The organism is Azotobacter bryophylli (genome assembly GCF_042643485.1).
GTDB classification, from domain to species: Bacteria; Pseudomonadota; Gammaproteobacteria; order Pseudomonadales; family Pseudomonadaceae; genus Azotobacter; species Azotobacter bryophylli.
The window spans coordinates 89,553-116,074 of record NZ_JBHRSJ010000019.1 but is presented as its reverse complement, the minus strand read 5'-3'; the positions used below and the strand labels follow the sequence as shown (position 1 = coordinate 116,074).

At 70.4% G+C, this 26,522-nt stretch carries 21 protein-coding genes; 11 read left to right on the top strand and 10 right to left on the bottom strand.

Annotated elements, in window-relative coordinates; all coding sequences use genetic code 11:
• Window positions 1-90: 90 nt before the first annotated feature.
• The 5 genes from ACFOJE_RS11060 to recC form a co-directional block, all read right to left on the bottom strand.
• Window positions 91-378, bottom strand: a complete 288-nt coding sequence (locus ACFOJE_RS11060) for a hypothetical protein (protein ID WP_377814402.1) — start codon at window positions 376-378, stop codon at window positions 91-93.
• A 551-nt stretch (window positions 379-929) separates the two neighbouring features.
• On the bottom strand, window positions 930-1,613 hold the full coding sequence (locus tag ACFOJE_RS11055) for a TSCPD domain-containing protein (protein ID WP_377814401.1): 684 nt from the start codon (window positions 1,611-1,613) through the stop codon (window positions 930-932).
• Window positions 1,614-1,706: 93 nt separating this feature from the next.
• Window positions 1,707-3,536 (bottom strand): exodeoxyribonuclease V subunit alpha, encoded by a 1,830-nt coding sequence (gene recD / locus ACFOJE_RS11050; protein ID WP_377814400.1) that lies wholly within the window; start codon window positions 3,534-3,536, stop codon window positions 1,707-1,709.
• A gap of 118 nt (window positions 3,537-3,654) precedes the next feature.
• A complete protein-coding gene (locus tag ACFOJE_RS11045; protein WP_377814399.1) occupies window positions 3,655-7,332 on the bottom strand; it encodes a UvrD-helicase domain-containing protein in 3,678 nt (1,225 codons plus the stop codon).
• Window positions 7,333-7,384: 52 nt separating this feature from the next.
• On the bottom strand, window positions 7,385-10,714 hold the full coding sequence (recC, locus tag ACFOJE_RS11040; RefSeq protein ID WP_377814398.1) for an exodeoxyribonuclease V subunit gamma: 3,330 nt from the start codon (window positions 10,712-10,714) through the stop codon (window positions 7,385-7,387).
• Between the two features lie 142 nt (window positions 10,715-10,856).
• Here recC and ACFOJE_RS11035 point away from each other — a divergent pair, with 142 nt between their 5' ends.
• From ACFOJE_RS11035 to ACFOJE_RS10995, 9 genes are all read left to right on the top strand, one after another.
• On the top strand, window positions 10,857-11,969 hold the full coding sequence (locus ACFOJE_RS11035; RefSeq protein WP_377814397.1) for a PilT/PilU family type 4a pilus ATPase: 1,113 nt from the start codon (window positions 10,857-10,859) through the stop codon (window positions 11,967-11,969).
• A gap of 195 nt (window positions 11,970-12,164) precedes the next feature.
• On the top strand, window positions 12,165-13,853 hold the full coding sequence (locus ACFOJE_RS11030; protein ID WP_377814396.1) for a Na/Pi cotransporter family protein: 1,689 nt from the start codon (window positions 12,165-12,167) through the stop codon (window positions 13,851-13,853).
• Window positions 13,854-14,004: 151 nt separating this feature from the next.
• Window positions 14,005-14,913 carry a glutamate/aspartate ABC transporter substrate-binding protein gene (locus ACFOJE_RS11025; RefSeq protein ID WP_377814395.1) on the top strand — a complete coding sequence of 303 codons (909 nt, stop codon included), beginning with the start codon at window positions 14,005-14,007 and terminating at the stop codon, window positions 14,911-14,913.
• A gap of 25 nt (window positions 14,914-14,938) precedes the next feature.
• Window positions 14,939-15,685, top strand: a complete 747-nt coding sequence (locus ACFOJE_RS11020; RefSeq protein ID WP_377814394.1) for an amino acid ABC transporter permease — start codon at window positions 14,939-14,941, stop codon at window positions 15,683-15,685.
• Entirely contained in the window at window positions 15,682-16,350 is a 669-nt protein-coding gene (locus tag ACFOJE_RS11015) for an amino acid ABC transporter permease (protein WP_377814393.1), read from the top strand. Before ACFOJE_RS11020 ends, ACFOJE_RS11015 begins: the two co-directional genes overlap by 4 nt.
• Complete coding sequence (locus ACFOJE_RS11010; RefSeq protein WP_377814392.1) at window positions 16,347-17,075, top strand: amino acid ABC transporter ATP-binding protein; 729 nt, start codon at window positions 16,347-16,349, stop codon at window positions 17,073-17,075. Before ACFOJE_RS11015 ends, ACFOJE_RS11010 begins: the two co-directional genes overlap by 4 nt.
• A gap of 118 nt (window positions 17,076-17,193) precedes the next feature.
• Window positions 17,194-18,207, top strand: coding sequence for a DUF5924 family protein (locus ACFOJE_RS11005; RefSeq protein ID WP_377814391.1), 1,014 nt, complete (start codon window positions 17,194-17,196; stop codon window positions 18,205-18,207).
• Window positions 18,208-18,315: 108 nt separating this feature from the next.
• On the top strand, window positions 18,316-18,804 hold the full coding sequence (locus tag ACFOJE_RS11000; protein ID WP_377814390.1) for an acyl-CoA thioesterase: 489 nt from the start codon (window positions 18,316-18,318) through the stop codon (window positions 18,802-18,804).
• Window positions 18,805-18,879: 75 nt separating this feature from the next.
• Window positions 18,880-19,296 (top strand): DUF3301 domain-containing protein, encoded by a 417-nt coding sequence (locus ACFOJE_RS10995; protein WP_377814389.1) that lies wholly within the window; start codon window positions 18,880-18,882, stop codon window positions 19,294-19,296.
• A 40-nt stretch (window positions 19,297-19,336) separates the two neighbouring features.
• Here ACFOJE_RS10995 and zapE read toward each other — a convergent pair whose 3' ends face one another.
• The 4 genes from zapE to ACFOJE_RS10975 all read right to left on the bottom strand — a co-directional run bounded on the left by zapE (window position 19,337) and on the right by ACFOJE_RS10975 (window position 23,183).
• Window positions 19,337-20,461 (bottom strand): cell division protein ZapE, encoded by a 1,125-nt coding sequence (gene zapE, locus ACFOJE_RS10990; protein WP_377814388.1) that lies wholly within the window; start codon window positions 20,459-20,461, stop codon window positions 19,337-19,339.
• 53 nt (window positions 20,462-20,514) lie between these two features.
• On the bottom strand, window positions 20,515-21,396 hold the full coding sequence (locus ACFOJE_RS10985; RefSeq protein WP_377814387.1) for an alpha/beta fold hydrolase: 882 nt from the start codon (window positions 21,394-21,396) through the stop codon (window positions 20,515-20,517).
• A gap of 90 nt (window positions 21,397-21,486) precedes the next feature.
• Entirely contained in the window at window positions 21,487-22,113 is a 627-nt protein-coding gene (ycaC, locus tag ACFOJE_RS10980; RefSeq protein WP_377814386.1) for an isochorismate family cysteine hydrolase YcaC, read from the bottom strand.
• A gap of 74 nt (window positions 22,114-22,187) precedes the next feature.
• Window positions 22,188-23,183: a TerC family protein gene (locus ACFOJE_RS10975; RefSeq protein WP_377814385.1), complete on the bottom strand. Its 996-nt coding sequence runs from the start codon at window positions 23,181-23,183 to the stop codon at window positions 22,188-22,190.
• A gap of 345 nt (window positions 23,184-23,528) precedes the next feature.
• Between ACFOJE_RS10975 and ybaL the strand changes: the two genes are divergently transcribed.
• Window positions 23,529-25,229, top strand: a complete 1,701-nt coding sequence (gene ybaL, locus ACFOJE_RS10970; RefSeq protein WP_377814384.1) for a YbaL family putative K(+) efflux transporter — start codon at window positions 23,529-23,531, stop codon at window positions 25,227-25,229.
• A gap of 43 nt (window positions 25,230-25,272) precedes the next feature.
• Complete coding sequence (locus tag ACFOJE_RS10965; protein ID WP_377814383.1) at window positions 25,273-25,893, top strand: DedA family protein; 621 nt, start codon at window positions 25,273-25,275, stop codon at window positions 25,891-25,893.
• Between the two features lie 56 nt (window positions 25,894-25,949).
• Here ACFOJE_RS10965 and ACFOJE_RS10960 read toward each other — a convergent pair.
• The coding region (locus tag ACFOJE_RS10960) for an energy transducer TonB (protein ID WP_377814382.1) at window positions 25,950-26,522 on the bottom strand (573 nt) is incomplete at its 5' end.

Below are 26,522 nucleotides of genomic sequence, written 5' to 3'. Positions count from 1 at the left end.
TGTCTCTCATGTCTGAGCCAAAGAGCGGCCACAGGCAAATTTTCGGCTACCCCAGTGAACGGGCGAACAACTTGATCGAATTGTTGGAAGCTACTCTTCGCCTTCCTTTCTAATTTTGAATACGCAGCCATTTACGCCCCAGGCAAAGAGCAACTTTGCCGCGAATGCTCCGGAGAGAAAAATCGCCAACAGATTCGAAAAAAGAATGAGCGGAATGTACAACTTGCCGAAGTTCGCAAGAAACATTCCGAGCGGAAGGTTGACGAATAGCAGCGGGACTATGCTGAACAGAATCATCAGGCCAAGCAGCTTTAGGAAGAATTTTGCGGCGAAGCCCAAGGTCGCTTCGGTTTTATTTTCGGATTGACTTTGTTTCATGGCTAACTTCCATGTTGGGAAATTGCTCTATCTCAAGCTCATGCGGTGCCGAAGGCAACTGTGTTGAGCAGAATGTTAGGTTTCACCGATCACCATACGCTTGACCTCACTAATGGGATATGGAGGGTTGCGCGAATGGATGACAGCATGACAATTTGGGCAAACAGAAAAATAACTTGCCAATGACGAACTCTAAAACTACATCGCCTATAAAACGGGCTACAAGTGAGACGATTTCTTCCATGGTCCACCAGTCTATAACTACTATGCGACACAAAATGGCGTACCCCAATACACCATCTGCTGCATAACATTCCCTTGTCTGGGGCTTCGCTCTCTTTTCAGGCTGGGCGATGAGGAAGCGAAACACTTTCGGGGAGTTATACACCATGGACGGAAATCCCGACGGCTGAATATGTGACCGGGTTCGCATTCGTCATTATTCCAGCTGCTCGAACTCTTCCATGTAAATGAGTGGAATTTCATCCGTTCTCAAGGATTGCGCTATCGGATTGGATAGTGCTCCCAGGGCCTGGCTGTTCCTCCCCGCCTCACCCGCACTTCGAATGCCCGCAGTTCAGGCAGGTTTCGCAGCCCTCCACCTGCACCACCGCCTGGGTGTTGCACTGGCCGCAGAGTTGCGCGCCGGGGGGGAAGCCTTCGCCGGGTTCCAGGGCCACGGCGCCCTGGCTGGCTTCGTAGGCGGCGCGTTTTTCCGCCAGGTAGCGGCGCTGGGCTTCGTCGAGGGCCTGGCCCTGGAGCAGGCCGATGGCGATCATGTGCCGCTCCAGCACCGCGCCGATCTCGGCGACGATGGAGGGCATGTAGACCCCGCCCTTCTTCAGGTAGCCGCCGCGGGGGTCGAACACGGCCTTCAGCTCCTCGACGAGGAAAGTGCAGTCGCCGCCCTTGCGGAACACCGCGGACATGATGCGGGTGAGCGCGACGATCCACTGGAAATGGTCCATGTTCTTCGAGTTGATGAAGATCTCGAAGGGCCGGCGCTGCTCGTAGGGGGTACCGGCGTTGAGCAGGATGTCGTTGATGGTGACGTAGAGGGCGTGCTCGAACAGCGGCGACTTGATCTTGTAGGTCACGCCGATGAGCATTTCCGGGCGCTGCAGGGTCTCGTCCATCTGCACCGGCGGGCTGCCGGGGGCGTCCGCCGCGGGGCGCTGCAGGCTTTCGTCGACCACTTCGAAGCGCTTGATGCGCTGGCTGATCCTGACCGTCATGCCCCCTCCCCCGTCGGAAATGCCCTTCTACAGGTATAACCGGCATTCGGCGGGACGTCGAAGGCGGAAATCCGCGCCGGGGCCGCGCCGTTCCTAGAACAGGTCTAGCTGGTCGCCGGCCGGCTCGATCTGCGGGCACGCCGGCGCGGGCGATGCGCCCAGCCGCTCGGCCAGGCCGGCGGCGCGTTCGGCGCGGGTTTCCACGGCCTCGCGCAGGCGCGCCGGCAGACCCCAGATCTCCACCGTCCGCCTGGCGCGAGTGATGCCGGTGTAGAACAGCGAGCGGCTCAGCAGCGGGCTCGGCGTCTCCGGCAGCACCAGGAGCACCTCGCCGAACTCCGAGCCCTGGCTCTTGTGCACGGTCATGGCGAAGGCGCTGTCGTGGCTGGGCAGGCGCGCCGGGGCGAAGGGCCGGTAGCCCTGTTCGCTCTCGAAGAACACCCGCAGGCCGTTGGGCGTCGCCAGGCAGATACCGATGTCGCCGTTGTACAGGCCGAGGGCGTAGTCGTTCTGCCGCACCATCACCGCGCGGCCGGGATACCAGCGCTCGCGGCTGGCGACGTTGGCGCGGCGCTTGATGCGCGCCTCGAAGGCCTCGTTGATGCCGGCCACGCCCCACTGCCCCTCGCGCTGGGCGGTGAGGACGCGGAAGGCGGCGAAGGCGGCGAAGGCCGCCGCCGGGTCGCCCTTCCCGGCCGCCGTCAGGTAGGGCGCATAGCCCCGCGCCAGCCGGTCGAGCAAGGCGGCGGCGCTGGGCGCGGCGTTCCAGAGCAGATCGGCCCGCCCCTCCTGCAGCAGTTGCAGGGTGCCGCGGCCGTCGCCGGCGTTGATCCGCCGTGCCAGTTCGCCGATGCCGCTGTCGCCGGCGAAGCGGTGGCTGTGGGTGAGCAGCACCACGGCGTCGCCGAGGAGCGAACGCGGTTTCGAGACCGGCACGCGCTGCCCGATCAGTTGCTCCAGGCGCTTCGCCGCTTCGGCGTCGAAGCCGCGGCCCTCGCAGAGTTCGGCGAACACCGCGCCGGCCTCCACCGCGGCCAGCTGGTCCTTGTCGCCGAGCAGGATCAGCCGCGCCTGCGGCGGCAGGGCTTCCAGCAGCTTGGCCATCAGCGCCAGGTCGATCATCGAGGCCTCGTCCACCACCAGCACGTCCAGCGGCAGCGGGTTGGCCGCGTCGTGGCGCACGGCGGGGCTGTCTCCGCGGCTGCCGAGCAGGCGGTGCAGGGTGCGCGCCTCCTCGGGCAGGGCCGCCTTGACCTCGTCGCTCACCGGCAGCTCGGCCTTGGCGTTGCGGATCGCCTCGGCCATGCGCGCCGCGGCCTTGCCGGTGGGGGCGGCGAGGCCGATGGCCAGGCCCTGGCAGCCCGGCTGTTCGAGCAGCGCGGCGAGCAGGCGGACCACGGTGGTGGTCTTGCCGGTGCCGGGGCCGCCGGAAATCACCGCCAGGTTGCGGCGCACCGCCTGGGCCGCGGCCAGACGCTGCCAGTCCGGCTGCTGGGTATTGAAGGCAAACAGCCGCGCCAGGCTGTCGCGCAGGGACGCTTCGTCTAACTCGGGCTGGCGGCCGGCGCGCTCCAGCAGGCGGGCGGCAAGACGGGTCTCGTAGGCGTGGTAGCGCGCCAGGTACAGCCGCTCGCCGTCGAGGATCAAGGGGGCGAAGGCACCGAGTGCGCCGACCAGCCGGCTGCCGGCGAGTTCGGCGCGCCACTGGGCGAGCGGCGGCAGCACGCAGCCGGCGTCCAGCTCCGGCCAGGCCGGACGGCCGGCGAGGCGGGCCAGCGGCAGGCAGACGTCGCCCGCCGCCAGAGCCGAGCAGCACAGGGCGGCGGCGGCCAGGACGCTGTCCGGAGCCCTGGGGTCGAGACGCCGCAGGCTGTCGACGAAGGCCCGTTCCAGGGGGCCGAGAGGCAGGTCGTGCAGGCTCATCGGGCCTCCTTGGCGACAGGGACGGCAACCGCCCCGTGGGAACGAAACGGTTCGCGACGGGGTGCGGGATGGGCGTGATGGCGAACGAGTTCGCTCCTACGCAAAGCGCGGCGAGGCATCAGCGACCCTCCGCGAACAGGCGGTCCAGCGCATCCAGCAGGCCGTCCGCCGGGCGGGCGAAGTAGACGCCGGCTTCGGGCATACCGCGCAGGAACAGGTAGAAGGCCCCGCCCAGCTGCTCGTCGCGGAAATCCGCCAGGCGCTGGCGGAGGAAGCGGCGCAGTGCCACCAGGTAGATCAGGTACTGCAGGTAGTAGTGCTCGCCGGCCAGGGCCTGCAGCAGGCGCTCGCCGCCGTAGTGGCCGGCGTCCGGGCCGAGCCAGTTGGACTTGTAGTCGGCGATGTACCAGCGCCCCTCGTGCTCGAAGGTCAGGTCGATGAAGCCCTTGAGGAAGCCGCGCAGGCTGTCGAACTCCAGCCGCCCGGCGGCCTCGCGCAGCGGCTCGGCGAGCCCCATTGCCGGATCGGTGAGGACGGCGCGCAGGCGCTGCACGTCCAGCCCTGCAACCGGAAAGGTGAAGCCCAGTTCGGGCAGGCGCCGGCCGGGATCGAGGGCCGAGAGGCGCAGGCCCCGGCCGTCCAGGTCGCAGTCGAGCACCCGCTGCAGCTGGTCGGCGGTCAGCGCGCTCCAGTCGACCGGCAGGCCGTGGGCCTCCAGGGCCGGCTCGACCAACGTCTCCAAGCGGCCCTTGCCGCGCGCCCAGCTCTCAAGGATGGCGTGCAAGCAGGTGCCGGAGCGGGCGCCGCGGGGGAAGGCGTGGAAGCCGGCGCCCGGCTCGCTGGCGTCGGGCATGCTCAGGCTGTCGCGGTCCGGCGCCTCCATGTGCTTGCCGGCGGCCAGGCCGGAGAAGCTGCCGATGCGCCAGGCGCTGTACAGGCTGCGGGTCAGTTCGGCGAGCCGCTGCGGGGTCCGGGCGCGGATCTGGCCCTGGGCGGTCGCCTCGTCGGCGAGCGGCGCCAGGCGTTCGCAGGTGCCGGCACTGGCGTCGACCAGCGCGTCCAGCTCGCCGCGCAGGGTCTCGCCGACGCAACCGGCCAGATGCGCGGCCAGTTCGCTCAGGGCGTCCTCGCCGGGCAGCTTGCGGCCGTGCAGCAGCCAGGCCAGGGCGCTGGTGTGCAGGCCTTCCTCGGCGAGGCTGCCGTCCTTCTTCGGCTTGCAGTCCACCGGCCCCCAGTGCAGCCAGAGGCGGTCGCGGGCGCGGGTCACGGCGACGTAGGCCAGGCGCAGCTGCTCGGCGAAGATCTCGCGGCGGGCCCGCTGCAGGTTGTCGTCGAGCTGATCGCTGCCCAGGTCGAGCAGCGGGCGGCCGTCCTCATCGTGGCAGCGGGCGCTGTCCTTGTGCTTGCCGAGCAGGCGGCCGTCCCACAGGTAGGGGCAGAACACCAGGGGATATTCCAGGCCCTTGCTGGTGTGCACGGTGACGATCTGCACCCGCTCGGCATCGCTCTCCAGGCGCAGCAGCACCTCGTCGCCGCCGCCCTCGCTGCGGCGCTGGGCGTCGAACCAGGCGAGCAGCGGCTCCAGGCCGGGACGTTCGAGACTGGCGGCCTGCAGCAGTTCGGCCAGGTGCAGCAGGTTGGTCAGGCGCCGCTCGCCGTCGGCCAGCTCGAGCAGGCGCTCGGCCACGTTCTGCTCATCGAGCCAGGCGCGGAAGGCGCGCATGAAGCCGTGCTGCTGCCAGAGCTGGTGGTAGCGCTCGGCCGCCTCGCGCTCCAGGTCCCAGGCCGCCTCGTCGTCCTGGCAGCGGGCCAGCTCGACGGCATTTCGCCCGAGCAGGCGGGTGGCCAGGGCGTAGCGCAGTACGCCCTCGCGGCCGGGCTCGGCGTAGGCGGCGAGCACCGCGGCCAGCTCCTGGGCCTCCTCGCTCTGCCAGACGCTGTCGCGCCCGCGGCGCACGCTGGGCACGCCGCGGGCGGCGAGTTCGGCGGCGATCTCCCCGGCCTGGCGGTGGTTGGCGACCAGGATGGCGATGTCGCCGCCCTTGAGCGCCGTGCGCTCGCCCCCCTCCTCGAAATAGGCGCGGCCCTCGGCGCCGGCGGCGAGCAGCGCGGCGATGCGCCGGGCGGTGTCGACGGCGACCCGCGCCCCGGCCTCGCCCTTGCTCAGATAGTCGTCGCCGAGCCAGACCAGCCCCAGCGGCGCGCCCCGCTCCGTCTCGTCCAGCGCCGGCAGCACCAGCTTCGCCCGGGGCTTGCTGCTGGCCTGGACCGGCGGGTAGTCGAGGCCGGGCTCGGCGAACGGCCGCGGGCGCGCGAACAGAAGATTCAGCGCCTGGATCAGCTCCGGCGTGGAGCGGTAGTTGGTCGGCAGGTTGTACTGGCGCCGGGCCTCGCCGCGGGCCTTCAGGTAGGTGGCCAGGTCGGCGCCGCGGAAGGCGTAGATCGCCTGCTTGGGGTCGCCGACGAAACAGAGGTCGGCACCCGGGCTACTGCGCGACTCGCTGTCCGCGTCAGCTTCTCCCTCGGACCTCGCCGTACCCGCCGTACTGTCTCGCTCCTCGCTCGAAGCCTTCCTTGCCATCGAGCCGCTCGTGACGCCCGGAACTACGGGGCCTGCCGGATAGATCCGGCTGAAGATCGCGTACTGCACCGGGTCGGTGTCCTGGAATTCGTCGATCAGCGCCAGCGGGTAGCGCTCGCGCAGGGTCGCCGCCAGGTGCTCGCCGGCCGGGCCCTGCAGGGCCTGGTCGAGGCGGTTGAGCAGGTCGTCGAAGGCCAGCAGACGTTGCTCGGCCTTGCGCGCCGGCAGCTCCTCGTTGAGGCGCGCCAGCAGGCGCACCTGCAGGGCGACCAGCCGCGCCTGGCCGGCCGGCAGGCTGTCGCCGAGGATCTTGCTCAGTTCGTCGAGGGCCAGGGCGAGCTGGCAGGACGGCGCGTCGTAGCCCTTCTTGCAGGCCTTGGCCAGGGCCTCGCTGCCGAACTTCCTGAGCCCCTCGGGCGGCTCGAACAGGGCCGCGGGATCGGCGAAGTAGGCGTCCAGCTCGCCGGCCCAGAGGGCGAACTTGACCGGCTTGTGGGTGGTCTGGCTGAGCCCGCCGTGGTTCGCCAGCTCCGCGACCCAGTCCGCGCCGTTCTTGCGCCAAAGCCCGGCGGCGCATTCCCAGGCCGCGCGGGCGGCCTCGAAATCGGCCGGGGCCGGCAGGGCGTGCGGCTCCACGCGCAGGTAGGGCTTGCCCAGGTGGCTGCGCAGGCGCTCGCGCAGCCAGACCGGGGTGATGCCGCTCTTGGCCAGGAAGCCGGCCCAGGCCGGGTCGGCCGCGGCCAGCTCGGCACGCCAGGCGTCGGCGAGCAGCGCGTCGAGCACCTCGCGGTCGTCCTGGGTCAGCTCGCTGTCGAAGTCGCCGCCGGCCTCGAAGGCCGCGTCCTGCAGGGCGCGCTGGCAGAAACCGTGGATGGTGAAGATCGCCGCCTCGTCGAAGCCGTGCACCGCCAGCAGCAGGCGGCGGCGCGCCTCCTCGCCGGGATGGCGGGCGTGCAGGTCGTTGAGGAAGGCGTCGCCGCTGGGCACGCCGTCGTAGAGCGCGAGCAGCTCGGCCAGGCGGGCGCGGATGCGCTCGCGCAGCTCGGCGGTGGCCGCGGTGGTGTAGGTGACCACCAGGATCTGCCCGACGCCGAGCTGGCGCTCCAGCAGCAGGCGGGCGTAGAGCGCGGTGAGAGTCCAGGTCTTGCCGGTGCCGGCGCTGGCCTCGATCAGCGAGCGGCCGTCGAAGGGGGCGTGGAGAAGATCGAGGCTCATCGGCTCATCGTCCTGACAAGGGCGGATTCGGTCATGGAAGCGCGGCTGCCCGTCATGCTTCGTCTTCCCCGGCCAGGGCCGCCAGCGCCGGGCCGAGCAGTCGCTCGGCGAGCGCCTCGAAGCGCGCGTCCAGCGGATCGCGGTCGCGGAAGGCCAGGGCGTACCAGGGGTCGCAGCACTCGCCGGCCAGGCCGAACTCGCTGCCTTCCCAGGCCACCCGGGCCTTGGCGCGGGCGGCCTCGACCGGCGGCTTCTGGCTCCGCGCGCCCGGCGAGGCCAGCGCCTGGGCGAAGTCGTGGCTGGCGCGGGTCAGCAGCGGCAGGGGTTCGCAGAGGGCCTGGCGATAGGCGGCGAGCCAGGGTTCGAGCAACTCGGCGGCATCGTCCAGCGGGCCGAGCCGCCAGTCGCCAGCCGGCGACAGCAGCCGGCTTTCCCGGCCGATCCCGGCGGTCGCCGACAGGTTCAGCAGCAGGTGGCGCAGCCAGAAGCGCGGCAGGTCCCAGGGCCCGGGCCGGGTCAGCCGCCAGTCGAACAGGCCCTCGGCGGTGGCGCCGTCGAGCCAGCCGTGCACGCGCACCCCGGCCAGGTTCGCATCCACCGGCAGGGGCTGCGGCGCGGCCTCGGGGCGGGCGTCGAACAGCCGCGGGGCGAAGGCGCGCACCGGGCCGCGCTCCCGGCCCCAGAGGGCGTAGCCCAGCTCGCCGGGCGGCAGCCAGCCGGCGGCGCGGGCCACGGCGCGCTCGTCGGCCTCGCTCCAGCCGTGCTCCACCGCGCTCAGGGCCAGCCGGCGCAGGCCGCCGCGGGCCGGGCCTTCGAGGGCGAAGGGCTCGTCGGGGGCGATGGCCTGCTCGGCGTCGGCCAGGCGCAGGCCGAGGCGCTGTTCGAGGAGAAAGCGCGCCGGGTTCTGGAAGCATTTCAGCAGCAGCGACGGCTCGACGGTCAGCCAGTCCGCGTCCGGCTCTGGCAGCGGCGAGGCGAAGGACTCGGGCGTCGCCGGCGGCTCGGCCAGGCGCCGGGCGGCGCGGAACCAGGGCGCGGCGAAGCCGGTGCGGCGACCGTCCTCGAAGTTGCCGGGCGAGAAGGGCTGCAGGGGATGGGCGACGACGATGCGCTCGCTGGCCCTGGCGGAGTCCCCGCAGACGGCGGTCTGGTCCACCGCCTCGAGGATCTCGCTGACCAGCACCGAGGGCGGCAGCTCGGCGTTGTCCCGCGGGTCGCGGCCGACGTAGCTGAGATACAGCGCCTCGCGGGCCGAGAGCAGGGTTTCCAGCAGCAGGTAGCGGTCGTCCAGGCGCCGGGCGCGGTCGCCGCGCCGCGGGTGCCGGGCGATCAGGTCGAAGCCGGCGGCCGGGGTACGCCGCGGCAGGGCGCCGTCGTCGAGGCCGAGCAGGCAGACCAGGCGGAACGGCAGGCTGCGCATCGGCACCATGGTGCAGAAGGTCACCGCGCCGGTGAGAAAGCCCGAGGCGCCGCCGCCCTGCTCCAGGGCGCCGGTCAGCTCCTGGCGCACCAGGGCCAGCTTCAGCGGCCGCTCGATGCCGGCGGCCTGGGCCTGGTCGCGCAGCGCGGCGCAGGCCTGGGACAGCAGCAGCAGGGTGTCGCCGGCCTCGCTCTCGTCGAACAGCTCGTCGATCAGCTGCTGCAGGCGGTCGGCCCAATCCGCCAGCGGCCGCGGCCGCTGCAGGTCGTCGGCCAGGGCGGCGAGCTGGCCGACGAAGCCGACCAGCCGGCCGAGCAGCTGGGCGCGGGCGCCTTCCAGGGCGTCCAGCGGCCAGCAGTCGCCGAGCAGCGGCGCCTCTTGGCCGGCCAGTTGCGGCGGGGCGGCGAAGCCCAGCAGCAGGCGGTCGAGACCCTGGCGCCAGGTGAAGGAGGCGTCGTCCGGCAGGCCCAGGCGGGCGCGGTGGGCGCCGTTGCGGCCCCAGCGCACGCCGGCCTCGCGCAGCCAGTCGCGCAGCAGCGGCAGGTCCTCCTCCTCGATGCCGGCGCGGCGGGCGATGGCCGGCTGCTCCAGCCAGGCGAGGATCTCCTCGGCGGCGAAGCGGCTTTCCGGCAGGCCGAGCAGGCCGAGGAAGGCCTCGATCAGCGGGACCTCGGCGCGCAGGCTGCGGTCGGCCAGGCTGTAGGGAATCCGTGGGGCGGCCATCCGTGGGGCGGCCATCCGTGGGGCGGCCGTCCGCGGGGCGCTCGTGCGCGGCACGCCGCGGCCGTCGCGGGAGGCGAACACCGCCTCGATGTAGGGGGCGTAGCGCTCGATGTCCGGGGTCAGCACGACGACCTGGTCGGGGCTGAGGCCGGGATCGGCCTGGAAGCGGGCGAGCAGCTGGTCGTGGAGGATCTCCACCTCGCGCAGCGGCGAGTGGGCGATGTGCAGTTCCAGGGAGCGGTCGTCCTCGCCCAGGGCCAGGCGCTCCTCCGGCCGGCGGGCGCGCAGGCGCAGGATGTCGTTCTGCAGGGCGTGCAGCAGGCTGTCGTCGGCCAGGTCCTCGTCCGCCGAGTACAGGCCGATCTCCTGCCCGGCGCCCTCGCCGGCCAGGGCGAACAGGCTGTCGAAGAAGTCCCGGCCCTGCTTGCCGAGGCTGGCCAAGAGCGGGTTGCCGATGTCCAGGTACCAGTCGCCGTCGTCCGCGCCGGGCTGCTGCGCCAGCTCGCGGACGTCGCGGATCTCGCCCCAGGCCTCGCGGCAGGGGTTGAGAGCGAAGACGATCACCTCGGTGTGCCGGGCCAGGCCGTCGAACACCCGCAGGTGGTGCGGCGGCAGGCTGCTGATGCCGAACAGCAGCAGGCGCTCGGGCAGCCCGGCGATGGGCTCGGGGGAGTACAGGCGGTGCAGCAGGTCGTCGAGCAGGCGCGCGCGGTGCGGGTGGCCGTCCTTGGTCAGCTCCTGCCAGAGCAGCGCCTGCCAGTCCTCGTCGGGGCCGAGGCCGAGGCGCTCGCCGCGCTCCCAGGCGGCCAGCCAGTCGTCGCGATAGAGCAGGTACTGGTCGAAAACGTCGGCGATCCGCCCCGCCAGCGCCAGGCGCCGGCGCTCGTCGCCGCCGTCCAGGTAGTGCGCCAGGCGCGGCGCCAGGGCCAGCTGCGCGGGCTCGCAGAGCCAATCGTAGAGGCGCCAGCCGAGGGTCGCCGGCGTGAAGGCGGACTGCTCGGGCAACTGGCCGAGCACCAGACGCGACAGGTCCCAGACGAAGCTGGACGGCAGCTGGATATCCAGCTGCATGGCGATGCCCTGCTTGCGCGCCAGTTCCAGGGTCAGCCAGCGGCCCATGCCCTGGCTCGGCACCACCACCCGCGCCGGCGCCAGCGGATCGCTCTGCGGCTGGGCCAGCAGGGTGGTGGCCAGCTCGCCGAGGGTTTCCAGGTCGGGGGCGTGATAGAGGCTGAGCATGGGCGACTCGCTGGGGAACGAACGGATAAGGATAACAGGCACCGTCATTCTGCCCGAAGCGTGCGTCAGTTCGTGTCGCGGGTTTGCCGCCGACCGACGGCTGCACCATCATCGGGCCATATTCCGAGCGAGAGAGCGCCGCATGCCCACCCCCTCCGATTCCCCGGACATCACTCCCCTGCTCCGCCGGCTCGCCGAGCGGGGCGGTTCGGACATGTTCTTCAGCGTCGGCGCGCCGCCGCACCTCAAGCAGGACGGCGCCTGCCAGCCGCTGGAGACGCCGCCGCTGGCCCCGGGCGAGGTCCGCCGGCTGGTCTGGCCGCTGCTGTCGGCGGAGCAGCGGGCCGAGTTCGAGCGCGAGAAGGAGCTGAACCTGGCGGTCGACCTGGAAGGCATCGGCCGCTTCCGCCTCAATCTCTACCTGCAGCGCGGCGAGCTGACGATGGTGGCGCGCTACGTGAAGAGCGAGATCCCGAGCATCGCCGAACTCGGCCTGCCGCCGGTGCTGGAGAAACTGGCGCTGCGCGACCGCGGGCTGATCCTGGTGGTCGGCGCCGCCGGCTCGGGCAAGTCGACCACCCTGGCGGCCATGCTGGAGCAGCGCAATCGCAGCCGCAGCGGCCACATCCTCTGCATTGAGGACCCCATCGAGTTCGTCCACCGGCACCGCCGCTCGCTGATCGACCAGCGCGAGGTCGGCCTGGACACCCACAGCTTCGCCGCCGCCCTGCGCAACATCCTGCGCGAGGCGCCGGACGTGATCATGATCGGCGAGATCCGCGACCTGGAGACCATGCAGCACGCCCTGCACTACGCCGAGACCGGCCACCTGTGCCTGGCCACCCTGCACGCCACCGGCGCGCCGCAGGCCATCGAGCGGATCGTCCACTTCTTCCCGGAGAACGCCCGCGGCCAGGTGCTCGCCGACGTCGCCCAGAACCTGCTGGCGATCGTTGCCCAGCGCCCCGTGCCGGGGCTCGACCGGCACCGGGCGATGGCCGTGGAGCTGCTGCTGAGCACCCCGCACCTGCGCGACCTGATCCAGCGCGACCAGTTGCGCGAGCTCCGCCAGGCCATCGCCGAGGCGCCGGAGCCGGGCCTGCAGACCTTCGACCAGCACCTGTTCCAGCTCCACGAGGCCGGCCGGATCAGCGCGGAAGAAGCGGTCCGCCATGCCGACTCGCGCACCGACCTGAGCCTACGCATTCGCCTGGAGCACGCCGCGGAGGAGAGTGGCCCGGAGTTCCGCGCCTAGCCCAGACAAAACGACAAGACCTTCGGACCATCTGGCCACCCTTGCGTGGGCGCGAACGCTGCTGCACCCTGTCCTGGCGCATTACCGAACTGTGACAAGACCCACCGAACGCCTTCGCGCCGCCCGCGGTCCACCGTGGAGGGGCGCGCCGGCGTCCGCGACACTCCGCCATTCCGCCGCCAGGGAGGCCCGATCATGGTGACCTTGCTCGATCTGCTCTCGGCCATCGCCCTGCTGGTGTGGGGCACCCACATCGTCCGCACCGGCATCCTCCGGGTCTACGGCGCCTCCCTGCGCCGGCTGCTCGGCCAGAGCATGCGCCGAACGCCGCTGGCCTTCCTCGCCGGCATCGGCGTCACCGCCCTGGTGCAGAGCAGCAACGCCACCGCCCTGCTGGCCGGCTCCTTCGTCGCCTCCGGGCTGATGGCGCTGGCCCCGGCGCTGGCGGCGATGCTCGGCGCCGACGTCGGCACCGCGCTGATGGCGCGGGTGCTGACCGTCGACCTGTCCTGGCTGTCGCCGCTGCTGCTGCTGACCGGGGTCAGCCTGTTCCTCTCGCGCCGGCAGAGCCGGGCCGGTCAGCTCGGCCGGGTGGCCATCGGCCTCGGCCTGATCCTGCTCGCCCTCGACCTGATCGTCGAGGCCAGCGAGCCGATCACCCACGCCCCCGTGCTGGAGCTGCTGTTCGCCTCGCTGAACGGCGACATCCTGCTGGCGACCTGCGTCGGCGCCCTGTTCGCGCTGATCGCCTATTCCAGCCTGGCCGCCGTGCTGCTCACCGCGACCCTGGCCGGCGCCGGGCTGATCGGCCTGCCGGTGGCCATCGCCCTGGTGATCGGCGCCAACATCGGCAGCGGCGTGCTGGCCTTCCTCAACAGCCGCACGCAGATCGCCAGCGGCCGGCGGGTCGCCCTCGGCCACCTGCTGTACAAGCTGCTCGGCCTGCTGGTGCTGCCGCTGCTCGACCCGCTGGCGGCCTGGATGGCCACCCTGCCGCTCGGCCCGCAGGACCGGGTGATCGGCTTCCACCTGGCCTACAACAGCCTGCGCTGCCTGCTGCTGCTGCCCAGCGTCGGCCCGATGGCGCGCCTGTGCACCCGCCTGCTGCCGGACCAGGCCCGCGAGGAAGGGGTCGCCCGGCCCCGCTACCTGGACTCCAGCGCCCTGCCCACGCCGAGCTTGGCGCTGGCCAACGCGGTGCGCGAGACCCTGCGCATCGGCGATCTGGTGGAGCGCATGCTCGACCACCTGCTGGCCGTGCTGCAGGGCCGCCAGCCGGAGCTGGGCAAGGCCATCCGCCGCCTCGACGACGACGTCGACGCCCTCTACGCCGGGGTCAAGCTGTACCTGGCGCAGCTGCCGCGGGGCGCCCTGGCCGAGAACGAGGACCGACGCTGGGCCGAGATCATCGAGTGGGCGATCAACCTGGAGCAGGCCGGCGACATCATCGAGAAGATGCTAGGCAAGGTGCAGCACCCGAAGACCGAGCGGCAGCCGGCGTTCACCCGCAGCGACCTGGAGGAGCTGTCGCTGCTGCACGGCGAGCTACTGGCCAACCTGCGCCTGGGCCTGTCGGTGTTCCTCTCCGGCGACGCCGCCAGCGCGCGTCAGCTGCTGCGCCGCAAGCGCGGCTTCCGTGCCCTCGAACGGCGCCTGGCGCACGCCCACGTCGACCGCCTGCACCGCCAGGTGGCGCAGTGCATCGAAACCAGCTCCGCCCACCTGGAGCTGCTGGAGGACATGAAGCGGCTCAACTCGCTGTTCTGCAGCAGCGCCTACGTGGTGCTGGAAGCCCAGGCGCTGGTGGCGGGCGGCGCCGACGAGGGTGCGCCGGCAGACGGCGAGCTGAGCCGGCTGATCGGGCCGCTGGCCAGCGAGGGCTGAGCGCGGCCCGCCATTCGCCCTGCGACAACGCCCATCCTGGCACGTCTCTGGCAGGTCTGGAGCAGGCCGGCGCGCGAAGACGGCTTTCGCGCGCCGGCCGACTTTCGCTACCTTTGCTCCCAGGATCGAACACAGACAACAGGGCCCATCCATGCGACTTCCAGCGAAGACAACCCTCGCGCTTCTCTTCTGCGCCTGCCTGGCCACCGTGGCCCGGGCCGACGAACTCACCGGCACCCTGAAGAAGATCAAGGAGTCCGGCACCATCACCCTCGGCCACCGCGACGCCTCCATCCCCTTCTCCTACCTCGGCGGCGCCTCGCGCCAGCCGATCGGCTACGCCCACGACCTGCAGCTGAAGGTGGTCGAGGCGCTCAAGCAGCAGCTCGGCCTGCCGGAGCTGAAGGTGCGCTACAACCTGGTCACCTCGCAGACCCGCATCCCGCTGGTGCAGAACGGCACCGTCGACCTGGAGTGCGGCTCCACCACCAACAACCTCGAGCGCCAGAAGCAGGTGGCGTTCTCCGTCGGCATCTTCGAGGTCGGCACCCGCCTGCTGACCAAGAAGACCTCCGGGATCAACGACTTCCCCGATCTGGCCGGCAAGAACGTGGTGACCACCGCCGGCACCACCTCCGAGCGCCTGCTCAAGGCGATGAACGCAGAGAAGCGGATGGGCATGAACATCATCGCCGCCAAGGACCACGGCGAATCCTTCCTGATGCTCGAATCCGGCCGCGCCGCGGCCTTCATGATGGACGACGCCCTGCTCTACGGGGAAATGGCCAAGGCCCGCAACCCGGACGACTGGACCGTGGTCGGCACGCCGCAGTCCTTCGAGATCTACGGCTGCATGCTGCGCAAGGGCGACACGGCGTTCAAGAAGGCCGTCGACGACGCCCTGGTCGCCACCTTCAAGTCCGGCGAGATCGACGCCATCTACGACAAGTGGTTCCTCCAGCCGATTCCGCCGAAGAACCTCAACCTGAACTTCCCGATGAGCGCCGAACTGAAGCGGCTGATCGCCGAGCCGACCGACAAGTCGGCCGAAGAACGCTAGCCGCCTGCCACCGGAGCGACTGTCCATGGATTACAACTGGGACTGGGGCATCTTCTTCAAGCCCACCGGGATCGGCGACGAGATCTACCTGGACTGGTACCTCACCGGCCTCGGCTGGACCGTGGCGCTGGCCCTGAGCGGCTGGCTCGTCGCCCTGGCGCTGGGCTCCCTGCTCGGCGTGCTGCGCACCCTGCCCGGTCGCGTCCTGCCCGGCATCGCCGGCGCCTACGTGGAGCTCTTTCGCAACGTGCCGCTCCTGGTGCAGCTGTTCGTCTGGTACTTCCTGGTGCCGGACTTCCTGCCCGAGCCGCTGCAGGTCTGGTTCAAGCAGGATCTGAGCCCGGCCGCCTCGGCCTTCCTCAGCGTGACGCTCTGTCTCGGCCTGTTCACCGCCGCCCGGGTCTGCGAGCAGGTGCGCACCGGCATCCAGGCCCTGCCCCGGGGCCAGACCGCGGCCGCCCGCGCGCTGGGCCTGCGCCTGCCGCAGATCTACCGCCACGTACTGCTGCCGCAGGCCTTCCGCCTGATCGTCCCGCCGCTCACCTCGGAGTTCCTCAACATCTTCAAGAACTCCTCGGTGGCCTCGCTGATCGGCCTGATGGAGCTGCTGGCGCAGACCCGGCAGACCGCCGAGTTCTCCGCCAACCTGTTCGAGGCCTTCACCCTGGCCACGCTGATCTACTTCAGCCTGAACATGAGCCTGATGCTGCTGATGCGGGCCATCGAGAAGCGGGTCGCGGTGCCGGGCCTGATCGCCGCGGGAGGCCGGTGATGGATTTCGGCGCGATTCTCCCCGCCCTGCCGGTGCTCCTGGAAGGCATGCGGACGACCCTCGAGCTGATGCTGCCGGCGGTGCTCGGCGGCGTGCTGCTCGGCACCCTGCTGGCGATGATGCGCCTGGCGCGCAACCGGCTGGCGGCCGCCCTCGCCGCCACCTACGTCAACTACTTCCGCTCCATCCCGCTGCTGCTGGTGATCACCTGGTTCTACTTCGCGGTGCCCTTCGTGCTGCGGGAAATCACCGGCGAGGATACCCCGGTCGGCGCCTTCGCCTCCTGTCTGGCGGCCTTCGTCCTGTTCGAGGCGGCCTACTTCTGCGAAATCGTCCGCGCCGGCATCCAGTCGGTGCCCAAAGGCCAGATGAATGCGGCCCTGGCGCTCGGCATGCGCTACGGCCAGTGCATGCGCCTGGTCGTCCTGCCCCAGGCCTTGCGCAAGATGGCCCCGCTGCTGCTGCAGCAGAGCATCATCCTGTTCCAGGACACCTCGCTGGTGTACACGGTCGGCCTGATGGACTTCCTCAACGCCGCCCGCTCGCAGGGCGACATCATCGGCCGGCCCCACGAATTCCTGCTGGTCGCCGGCCTCGTGTACTTCATCATCAGCTTCGCCGCCTCGCAGCTGGTCAGGCGTCTGCAGACAAGGTCAGCGACATGATTTCGATCCGCAATGTCAGCAAATGGTACGGGGACTTCCGGGTGCTGGACGGCTGCAGCACCGCCGTCGGCAAGGGCGAGGTCGTGGTGGTCTGCGGCCCGTCCGGCTCCGGCAAGTCGACCCTGATCAAGTGCGTCAACGGCCTCGAGCCGTTCCAGCAGGGCGACATCCGGGTCGACGGCACCTCGCTCGCCGATCCGAAGACCGACCTGCCGAGGCTGCGCGCGCGGGTCGGCATGGTGTTCCAGCATTTCGAGCTGTTCCCCCATCTGTCGGTCATCGACAACCTCTGCCTCGCCCAGATCAAGGTGCTCGGCCGCAGCCGGGAGGCGGCCCGGGACAAGGGCATGGCGCTGCTCGCCCGGGTCGGCCTGGCCGAGCAGGCGCAGAAGCATCCCGGCCAGCTCTCCGGTGGCCAGCAGCAGCGGGTGGCGATCGCCCGCGCCCTGGCCATGGACCCGGTGGTCATGCTGTTCGACGAGCCGACCTCGGCGCTGGACCCGGAGATGGTCAGCGAGGTGCTCGAGGTCATGGTGCAGCTGGCGCAGGAAGGCATGACCATGATGTGCGTGACCCATGAGATGGGCTTCGCCCGCAGGGTGGCCGACCGCGTCATCTTCATGGATCGCGGGGCCATCCTCGAAGACGTGCCGGCCGACCAGTTCTTCGCCGCGCCGCGCGCCGAGCGGACCCGCGAATTCCTCTCGAAGATCCTCGACCACTGACCGCCCCGCCCCCGAGCGCCCGCATCGCCGACGCCTCGCGGATCGCCGGCCGCCCGGCGGAGGCACTTCGCCGCTAAACTCGTACCTCCTTTTCGCCATCGACCCGACTCCGACCGACATGCCGCCCTGGAAACAACGCCTGCAGCAGCTGATCGCCCTGGCCAGCCGCTACCCCCGCCTGCTCGCCCTGTTCGGCTTCGCCTCCGGCATCGCCAGCTTCCTGCTGGTCAAGCGCAAGGAAAGCCTGGCCGGCGTGCTCGCCGTGGTGATGCTGGCCGGCTGGGTCTGGCTGCTGCTGGAAAACCTGGTGACCCGCGGCATCAGCCAGCGCTTCGGCCTGACCCTGCCGCGCTCGCTGCTGCGCTACGCGACGCAGATGATCCACCAGGAAAGCCTGTTCTTCGTCCTGCCCTTCTTCCTCACCACCACCACCTGGAACAGCGGCCAGGCGCTGTTCACCGGACTGCTCTGCCTGGCCGCGCTGGTCTCGATCATCGACCCGCTGTACTACAAGTGGCTGGGCGAGCAGCGCTGGGCGCTGATGGCCTTCCACAGCCTGGCCCTGTTCGCCGTGCTGCTCACCACCCTGCCGCTGATCTACCACCTGGCGACGCCGCAGAGCTACGAGCTGGCCCTGGCCATCTCCACGCTGCTGGCCTTTCCCAGCCTGCTCGGCGCGCAGCGCGGCCAGGGCTGGCGGCGCAAGCTGGCGCTGCTCGCGCTGGTCGCGGCGCTCGGCGGCGCCGGCTGGCTGGCGCGCACCTGGGTGCCGCCGGCCACCCTGTGGCTGAACCAGGTGGCGGTGAGCCTGGAGCTGGACGACCGCCACCGTGCCCCCGGCCGCGGCCTCAAGCGGGTCTCGCTGGCCGAGCTGCGCAGCCACGGCCTGTACGCTTACACCGAGATCAACGTGCCGCGCGGGCTGAAGGAGCGCATCTGGCACGTCTGGCGGCAGAACGGCCAGGAACGGGACCGCATCCCGCTGGACATCAGCGGCGGGCGCAAGGAGGGCTACCGGGCCTGGAGCCACAAGCGGAACTTCCCCGGCGATCCGCTGGGCAACTGGGAGGTCCGCGTGCAGACCGAGGCCGGCCAGCTGATCGGCGTGCTGCGCTTCAAGGTCGTCGATTAGTCGAAGACCGCCCGCTTTCCGCCCGCCTGCGGGCGCAAGCTGCAGCACGACGCAGCGGAGTCCGGTATGGTTAGGCCTCCGCACTGTTTTTCCGGAGCCGAAGTACCCATGCAACCCAATGCCCAATTGTCGATGACCGTGCTGATGACGCCGGATATGGCCAACTTTTCCGGCAACGTGCACGGCGGCACCCTGCTCAAGTACCTGGACGAAGTCGCCTACGCCTGCGCCGCCCGCTACGCCGGCAGCTACGTGGTGACCCTCTCGGTGGACCAGGTGGTCTTCCGCCAGCCGGTGTACGTCGGCGAGCTGGTGACCTTCCACGCCTCGGTCAACTACACCGGCACCTCCTCCATGGAGATCGGCATCAAGGTGCTCACCGAGGACATCCCGACCCGCGCGGTGCGCCACACCAACAGCTGCTTCTTCACCATGGTCGCCCTGGGCAAGGACGGCAAGCCGACCGCGGTACCGACGCTGCGCCCCGAGACCGAGCAGGAGAAGCGCCGCTACGAGCAGGCCAAGCGCCGCCGCGAGCTGCGCCACGATCTGGAGGAGCGCTACCGGCAGATCAAGGAAGCCTCGTCCAAGGACTGAAGTCCAAGCGACGGAACGCACGGCGCCGGTCGGCATATCGGCTAAGCTGGGACCGTTTCCACGAGCAAACCGATCATGCTGACTCTGGGTAATCTATTCATCCTGATGCTGCTGGGCGCCGGCGCCGCCTGGCTGTGGCACGCCCACGGCCTGAACGAGCGGGCTCTGGCGGCGGTCCGCCAGTACTGCGCGAAAGCGGACGTGGAACTGCTCGACGACAACGTCGCGCTGCGCCGCCTCGCCCTGCTCCCGGACGCCCGCGGCCGCCGCCGGCTGGCGCGGATCTACGGTTTCGAGTTCACCGTCACCGGCGAGCAGCGCCACGACGGCAGGATCGTCATGTTCGGCCGCCACGTCGCCCGCATCGAGCTGGCGCCCCACCCCGTCCCCGAGCCGCACGCCCCGGCGCCAGCGCCGGGCAAGTCCGCCGAGATCATCCAGCTCGACCAGTGGCGGCGCGACCACCAGCGCCACGAGCAGCAGCGCCGCTAGCCCCACCGGCCTCTTCGGCAGCCTGCCGGCCCGGTATCCCCTAGACCCGCGAGAACCGCTCCAGCTGCATCTCCCGCAGACGGCTGAGGGTGCGCCGGAAGGGGAACTCCAGATAACCCTCGGTGTATAGCTCCTCCAGCGGCACCTGCGCCTCCAGATAGAGCGGCACCCGGCGGTCGTAGCACTCGTCGACCAGGGCGATGAAGCGCCGCACGCCGTTGTCCCCCGGCGACAGGTCGGGCAGCTGGCGGTCGCCGGCCTCCACCCGCTCCCTGGCGTCCTCGGTGCCGCGGGCGATGTAGGCTTCCCGCCGCCGGCCGCCGAGCTTCGGCACCTCGCCGAGCAGGATGGCCGGGAAACGGTCGCACAGGGCGATGAAGTCCAGGGCCGACCAGGGCTGCTCGCAGAGGGCGGCGTAGCGGCACCAGATGGCCGTCTCGCCGTGGCGCAGCGCCTCCAGCTGCCGATGCCCCAGCTCGACCGGCCCGTCGTCTACCGGCCGGCCCGCGGCCAGACGCTCGAAGACCGCCTCCAGGGCGCTCGGCGTTCCCGGCCGGGCGACCCAGAAGCGCGGGTGCCCGGCGCCCGGATGCAGGCGGTGGTCCTGCCCGCCGTCGACGCCAAGCACCTGCATGTGGCGCTGGATGGCGTCGATCGCCGGGACGAAGCGCTGGCGGTTGAAGCCGTCGGCGTAGAGCTGCTCCGGCGGCTGGTTGGAGGTGGCGACCAGCACCACGCCCTGCTCGAACATCGCCTGCAGCAGGCGGCCGAGGATCATGGCGTCGCCGATGTCGCTGACGAACAGCTCGTCGAAGCACAGCACCCGGACTTCCTCGGCCAGCTCGCGGGCCAGCGCCAGCAGCGGGTCCGCCGTGCCGGTGAGCTGGAACAGGCGGCGGTGCACCCAGCGCATGAAGTGGTGGAAATGCTGGCGCCGGGCCGGCACGCGCAGGCTGCGGTAGAAGCTGTCCATCAGCCAGGTCTTGCCGCGCCCGACCGGCCCCCAGAGGTACACGCCCCGCACCGGCGACGAAGGGTCGTCCCGGTGCAGGGCCTGGTGGCAGTCCTCCAGCGCCTGCGCGGCCTGCGCCTGGGCCGCGTCGGGCTGGAAACCCTGCTGGGCGACGGCCTGCCGGTAGGCGGCCAGGGGAGAGAGATCGGTCATGCGCGGGGCCCTCGGTCGATTCCGGGATTCTACCGCCCGGCGGGCCGTTCCTCTCAGTCTCTTTCCAGCAGAAAAGCGGCCACCCGCTCGGCGCTCGCCTGCGGCTGCTCCTGCATGAAGCAGTGTCCGCCGGGCACGGCCCGGGCCGTGACGTGGGGGTTGAGGGCGCACCAACGAGCGGCCGCCCTGACCACGAAGGGGAAGCTGCGCTGGCCGTGCAGCACCAGGGTCGGCGCGCGCACCTGCGCCAGCGCCGCCCAGAGGCCGCGGGGGAACGAGGTGAAGATCTCCACCTCGCGGCTCGGCCGGCACTTCAGCTCGACGCCGCCGTCGTCGGCATCGCGCAGGGCGTACTCGACGTAAGCGCGCAGGGCCGCGTCGCTCCAGCCCCTGAAGGTGCCCCGCCCGTGCAGGGCGGCATAGGCGCCGGCGCGGTCCGGCCAGTGCTGGCGGCGCGTCGCCGACTGCCGCGCCAGGGTGTTGAAGCGGTGCAGGCCGAGCAGTTCGGAAAGGCCCATGACGCCGATCATCCCCGGCGTGAACAGCACCGGGTCGAGCAGCGCCGCGCGGCGGAACAGCTCGGGCCGGTGGGCCAGGATCAGGCAGCTCAGCACGCCGCCGAAGCTGTGCCCGCAGGCGAAGCGCGGCACCTCGCCGAAGCGTCCGTATCCGGCCTCGAAGGCTTCCACCGCCAGCTCCGCCGAGCAGTTCCAGCCGAGGAAGCGACCGCCGTGGTCGCTCTCGCCGTGGCCCTGGACGTCGCTCAGCCAGAGGTCGAAGTCGTCGGCCAGCACGGCGAGCAGCGGCTCGTAGGTTCGCCCGCAGAAGCCGTTGCCGTGCAGGAAATGCAGCAGCGGCCTGCCGCTCGGTTCGCTATGCCAGCCGCGCAGGGCGAAGCCGGCGGAGGTGACGTGGGACCAGGGGCGCAGGTTCATCGGGCGAGATCCGTCTGCCGGAAAGGAGGGAACCAGTGTAGCGGTGCCGCCCGGCGCGTTTCCACGCGTCGGGGGCGCCGTACCGGCGGATCACTTGCCGGCGGTCAGGCGGTCGTAGCCGGTCATCAGGTTGCGGTAGTCCGGGATGTGCCCGGCGAACAGCGCGCCCAGCCCCTCAACGTCGTTGCGCCAGTCGCGGTGCAGCTCGCAGGCCACGGCGAACCAGCCCATCAGTTGCGCCCCGGCGGCGGTCATGCGGCTCCAGGCGGAATCACGGGTGAGCTCGTTGAAGGTGCCGGAGGCATCGGTGACGACGAACACCTCGAAGCCCTCCGCCAGGGCCGACAGGGCCGGAAAGGCCACGCAGACCTCGGTCACCACCCCGGCGACGATCAGCTGTTTGCGGCCAGTGGCCTTCACCGCGCGGACGAAGTCCGCGTTGTCCCAGGCGTTGATCTGTCCGGGGCGGGCGATGTAGGGCGCTTCGGGGAAGAGTTCCTTGAGTTCGGGCAGCAGCGGGCCGTTGGGGCCGTTCTCGAAGCTGGTGGTGAGGAGGGTCGGCAGCTCGAAGTACCTGGCCAGGTCGGCCAGGGCCAGCACGTTGTTGCGGAAGCGGTCCGGCTCGATGTCGCGGACCAGGGACAGCAGGCCGGTCTGGTGGTCGACCAGGAGGACGGCGGCCTGCCGCTTGTCGAGGCGTCGGTAGGGGGTGGTCATGGCGCAGCTCCTTGCTTGGGGGTCCCCTTCCAGTGTGGACGCCGGACGGCCGCCGCGCTTCCCGCGCCTGCCCCTCAACGCTGCCCGGCGGACGAAGCGGCCTCGCCGCGGGTCTTCCACAGCGAGTAGAGCACCCCGCCCAGCAGCAGCGAGAAGGTGACGCCGAGGGAGATCGCCGCGGGGATCTTGCCGATGATGCCGACCAGGAAGATCTTGCCGCCGATGAACACCAGCACCAGCGCCAGCGCGTACTTGAGGTAGGCGAAGCGGTGGATCAGCGCGGCCAGGGCGAAGTACAGCGCGCGCAGGCCGAGGATGGCGAAGATGTTCGAGGTGTAGACAATGAAGGGGTCCTGGGTGATGGCGAAGATCGCCGGCACGCTGTCGATGGCGAACACCAGGTCGGCGCATTCGATCAGGATCAGGGTCAGCAGCAGCGGGGTGGCCCAGAGCACCGGCCTGCCGCTGGCGTCCGGCAGGCGGACGAAGAAGCGGCCGTCGTGCAGGCGGTCGGTGATCCGCAGGTGTCCCCGCAGGTAGCGGACCAGCAGGTTGTCGTCCAGGTTCTGCGCCTCCTCCACCTTGGAGAACAGCATCCGCACGCCGGTCAGCAGGAGGAACAGGCCGAAGAGATAGAGGATCCAGCTGAAGTTGGCGATCAGGGCCGCGCCCAGGCCGATCATCAGCGCACGCAGCACGATCACGCCGAGGATGCCCCAGAACAGCACCTCGTGCTGGTATTTGCGCGGAACGGCGAAGAAACCGAAGATCGTCGCCATGAGAAAGACGTTGTCCATGGACAGCGATTTCTCGATCAGGAAGCCGGTGTAGTAATCCAGCCCGGCGGCGCCGCCCTTCTGCTGCCAGACCCAGAGGCCGAACAGCAGGCCCACGGTGATGTAGCCGGCCGACAGCAGCAGGCTTTCCCTGACTCCGATTTCGCGGTGTTCGCGGTGCAGCACGCCGAGGTCGAAGACCAGCAGCGCGCAGACGATGCCGAGGAAGGCCAGCCAGAGCCAGGCCGAGGTGCCGAGGAAGTCGGCGGTGAGAAATTGCTGCAGGGTGTCCATGAGCCCCTCCCGTTGTCGTCGTCAGTGAAGAAAACATGACTCCGACATGGCGGCAGCAAACCGTCAGAGGGGCCCGGCGTCACGGGTCTTAACTTATGGGGCCCGACCGGCCCCGGCAATCGGCGAATCTTTACAGAACATGACGCCCCTCCGCTTCGGCGAGGCGGTGCCGAACGCCGCGGGAAAGGCGCGTATGGCACCGAAATGCCCTGAAATCCTTGCCCGCGGCGCGGCCGGAGGCTTTCACGTACCATTCGTCGGAACCGCCGAACCCGGCGCAGACCGGGAAGAACCGGACCCGGCAGGCAACTGGCGCAGACCAGGCATCGACAATTAGGGGAAAAAATGGAGCACAGCGTTTCACTGATCACGACCCTGGCGGCCGGCTTCGGCCTGGCCCTGCTCTTCGGCTTTCTCGCCGAGAAGCTGAAGTTCCCGGCCCTGGTGGGCTATCTCCTCGCCGGTATCGTCCTCGGCCCGGGCACCCCCGGCTTCGTCGCCGACGTGGGCCTGGCGTCGCAGCTCTCCGAGATCGGCGTGATGCTGCTGATGTTCGGCGTCGGCCTGCACTTTTCCCTGAACGACCTGCTGGCGGTGAAGAAGATCGCCCTGCCCGGCGCGCTGGTGCAGATGGGCCTGGCCACCCTGCTGGGCATGGGCGTCGCCCTGTGCTGGGGCTGGAGCGTCGGGGCGAGCCTGGTGTTCGGCCTGTCGCTGTCCTGCGCCAGCACCGTGGTGCTGCTCAAGGCCTTGGAGGCGCGCGGCACCCTGGAGTCGATGAACGGCCGCATCGCCGTCGGCTGGCTGGTGGTGGAGGACCTCGCCACCGTGCTGGTGCTGGTGCTGATGCCGCCGCTGGCCGGTCTGCTCGGCGGCAGCGTCGAGGCCGGCGAGCCGGCCCGCCCGCTGTGGATCACCATCGGCCAGACGCTCCTGCAGGTGACGGCCTTCATCGCGCTGATGCTGATCGCCGGGCGCCGCGTGCTGCCCTGGTGCCTGCTGCAGGTGGCGCGCACCGGCTCGGGCGAGCTGTTCACCCTGGCGGTGGTTTCCGCCGCCATCGGCATCGCCTACGGGGCGGCCGAGCTGTTCAGCGTGTCTTTCGCCCTCGGTGCCTTCTTCGCCGGCATGGTGATGCGAGAATCGGATTTCAGCCACCGCGCCGCACACGAGACGCTGCCGCTGCGCGACGCCTTCGCGGTGCTGTTCTTCGTCGCGGTGGGCATGCTGTTCGACCCCGGGGTGCTGATCGAGGAGCCGCTGCACGTCCTCGCCGTGGTGCTGATCATCGTGCTCGGCAAGGCGATCGCCGCGGCGGGGCTGGTCGTGGCCTTCCGCTACCCGCTGAACACCGCCCTCACCGTGGCCGCCAGCCTGGCCCAGATCGGCGAGTTCTCCTTCATCCTCGCCGGCCTCGGCCAGTCCCTCGGCCTGCTGCCCCAGGAGGGGCTGAGCCTGGTGCTGGCCGGCGCGCTCATCTCCATCGCCCTCAACCCGCTGCTGTTCCGCGCGGTCGATCCGTTCAGGCGGTGGGTTCTGCAGCACTCGGCGCAGGCGCGCCGCCTGGAGCACCGCGAGGACCCGCTGGCGGTCCTGCCGATGGATACCGAGGACAAGTATCTGGAAGGCCAGGTGGTGATCGTCGGCTACGGCCGGGTCGGCCGCGGCGTCGCCGAGGCGCTGCAGGAGCGGGGCATCCCCTTCGTCATCGCCGAGCAGAACCGCGAGCGCGTCGAGGCCATCCGCGCCCTGGGGATGGCGGCGGTTTCCGGCGACGCCAGCGACCCCGCCACGCTGATCCAGGCCCACATCGTCAAGGCGGCCATGCTGGTCATCGCCATTCCCGAGCCGCGCGACGTGGCGCGGATGACGGACACCGCCCGCGCATTGAACCCAGCCATCGAAGTGGTGATCCGAACCGATAGCCGGGATGCCGCCCAGACGTTCCGCCAGTCCGGCATCGGCAAGGTCTTCGTCGACGAGGAGGAGCTGGTGCGCGGCCTGCGGCAGTACGTCCAGGCTCGCTTCAAGCCCGGCGAGGCCTGACAATGGCGCACCGATCCACAACCACTGAAAAGGAATCTCAAACGTGTTCGATTCGATAACCGGCCTGATCGAGCAGGGAGGCTATCTCGGTATCCTCGGCCTGATGTTTCTGGAAAACCTCTTTCCGCCCATCCCCTCCGAGGTGATCATGCCGCTGGCCGGCTTCCTGGCGGCGCGTGGCGACTTCAACTTCTTCGCCGTGGTCGTCGCCGGCACCCTGGGCTCCTTCATCGGCGCCCTGCCCTGGTACTACGCCGGCGCGCTGCTCGGCGAGAACCGCATGCGCCGTCTGGCGGAACGCTTCGGCCGCTGGCTGACCATGTCGGGGCAGGACGTGAGCGAGGCGTCCCTCTGGTTCCGCGCCCACGGCGGCAGGAAGGCGGTGTTCTTCGGCCGTCTGGTTCCGGCCATCCGCACGCTGATCTCGGTGCCGGCCGGCATCGCGCACATGCCGTTCCGCACCTTCGCCGCCTACACCCTGGCCGGCTCGATGATCTGGACCACGGTGCTCACCCTGGCCGGCTACCTGCTGCACGCCGAATACAACCGGGTGGCGGATTACGTCGACCCGGCCTCGAAGGTGGTGGTCCTGGCGGTGGTCGGCATCTACCTGTACCGGCTGGTCACCGCCGGCTCGCGTGCGGCATCCCGGGACCGCGGCTGAGCGCGGCGCTCGCTCCCGGTAAAGCCAGGCGCCCGACCGGGCGCCTGGGCCTTCCGTCAGCGCTCGGTCAGCGAGTAGGCGAAGGGCGCGACCACTTCCAGGGTGCCGCCTTTGAGCAGTTCCGGCGGCGGCGGCGGCAGCGGGTCGGCGCGACGGAACATCTGCAGGGCGGCCCGGTCCAGGCTGCGCACGCCGGAGCTCTGCTCCACCTCGCAGGAGAGCAGGTGACCCTGGGCGTCGATCCTGAAGCGGATCACCACCTTGCCTTCGTCGCCGCGCCGGCGGGCCTCGCTGGGGTAGTTCTTGTAGCGGCTCAGATGGGCGCGCACCAGGCCCTGCCAGTTGGGCGCGGCGTTCGACGGGGTCGGGCTGCCGCTCTGGGCCGCGGTCCTGGCCTGGGTCGGCGTCGAGCTGGTGCTCGGCGTGCTGGTGGTGGGCTGGCTCTTGGCTACCTGCGGGGGAGCTGCCTCCTCCACCGGCTTGGCGACGGGCTTGGGCGGCTGCGGGGGGGCCTTGGGCTTGGGCGGCGGCAGGGCCAGCTTCGGCTTGGGCGCCTCGATCGGCTTCTGCTGCGCCACCGGCTTGGCCGGCGGCTCCGGCGGCGGGGTGGCGGGCTTGGGCGGGGCCGG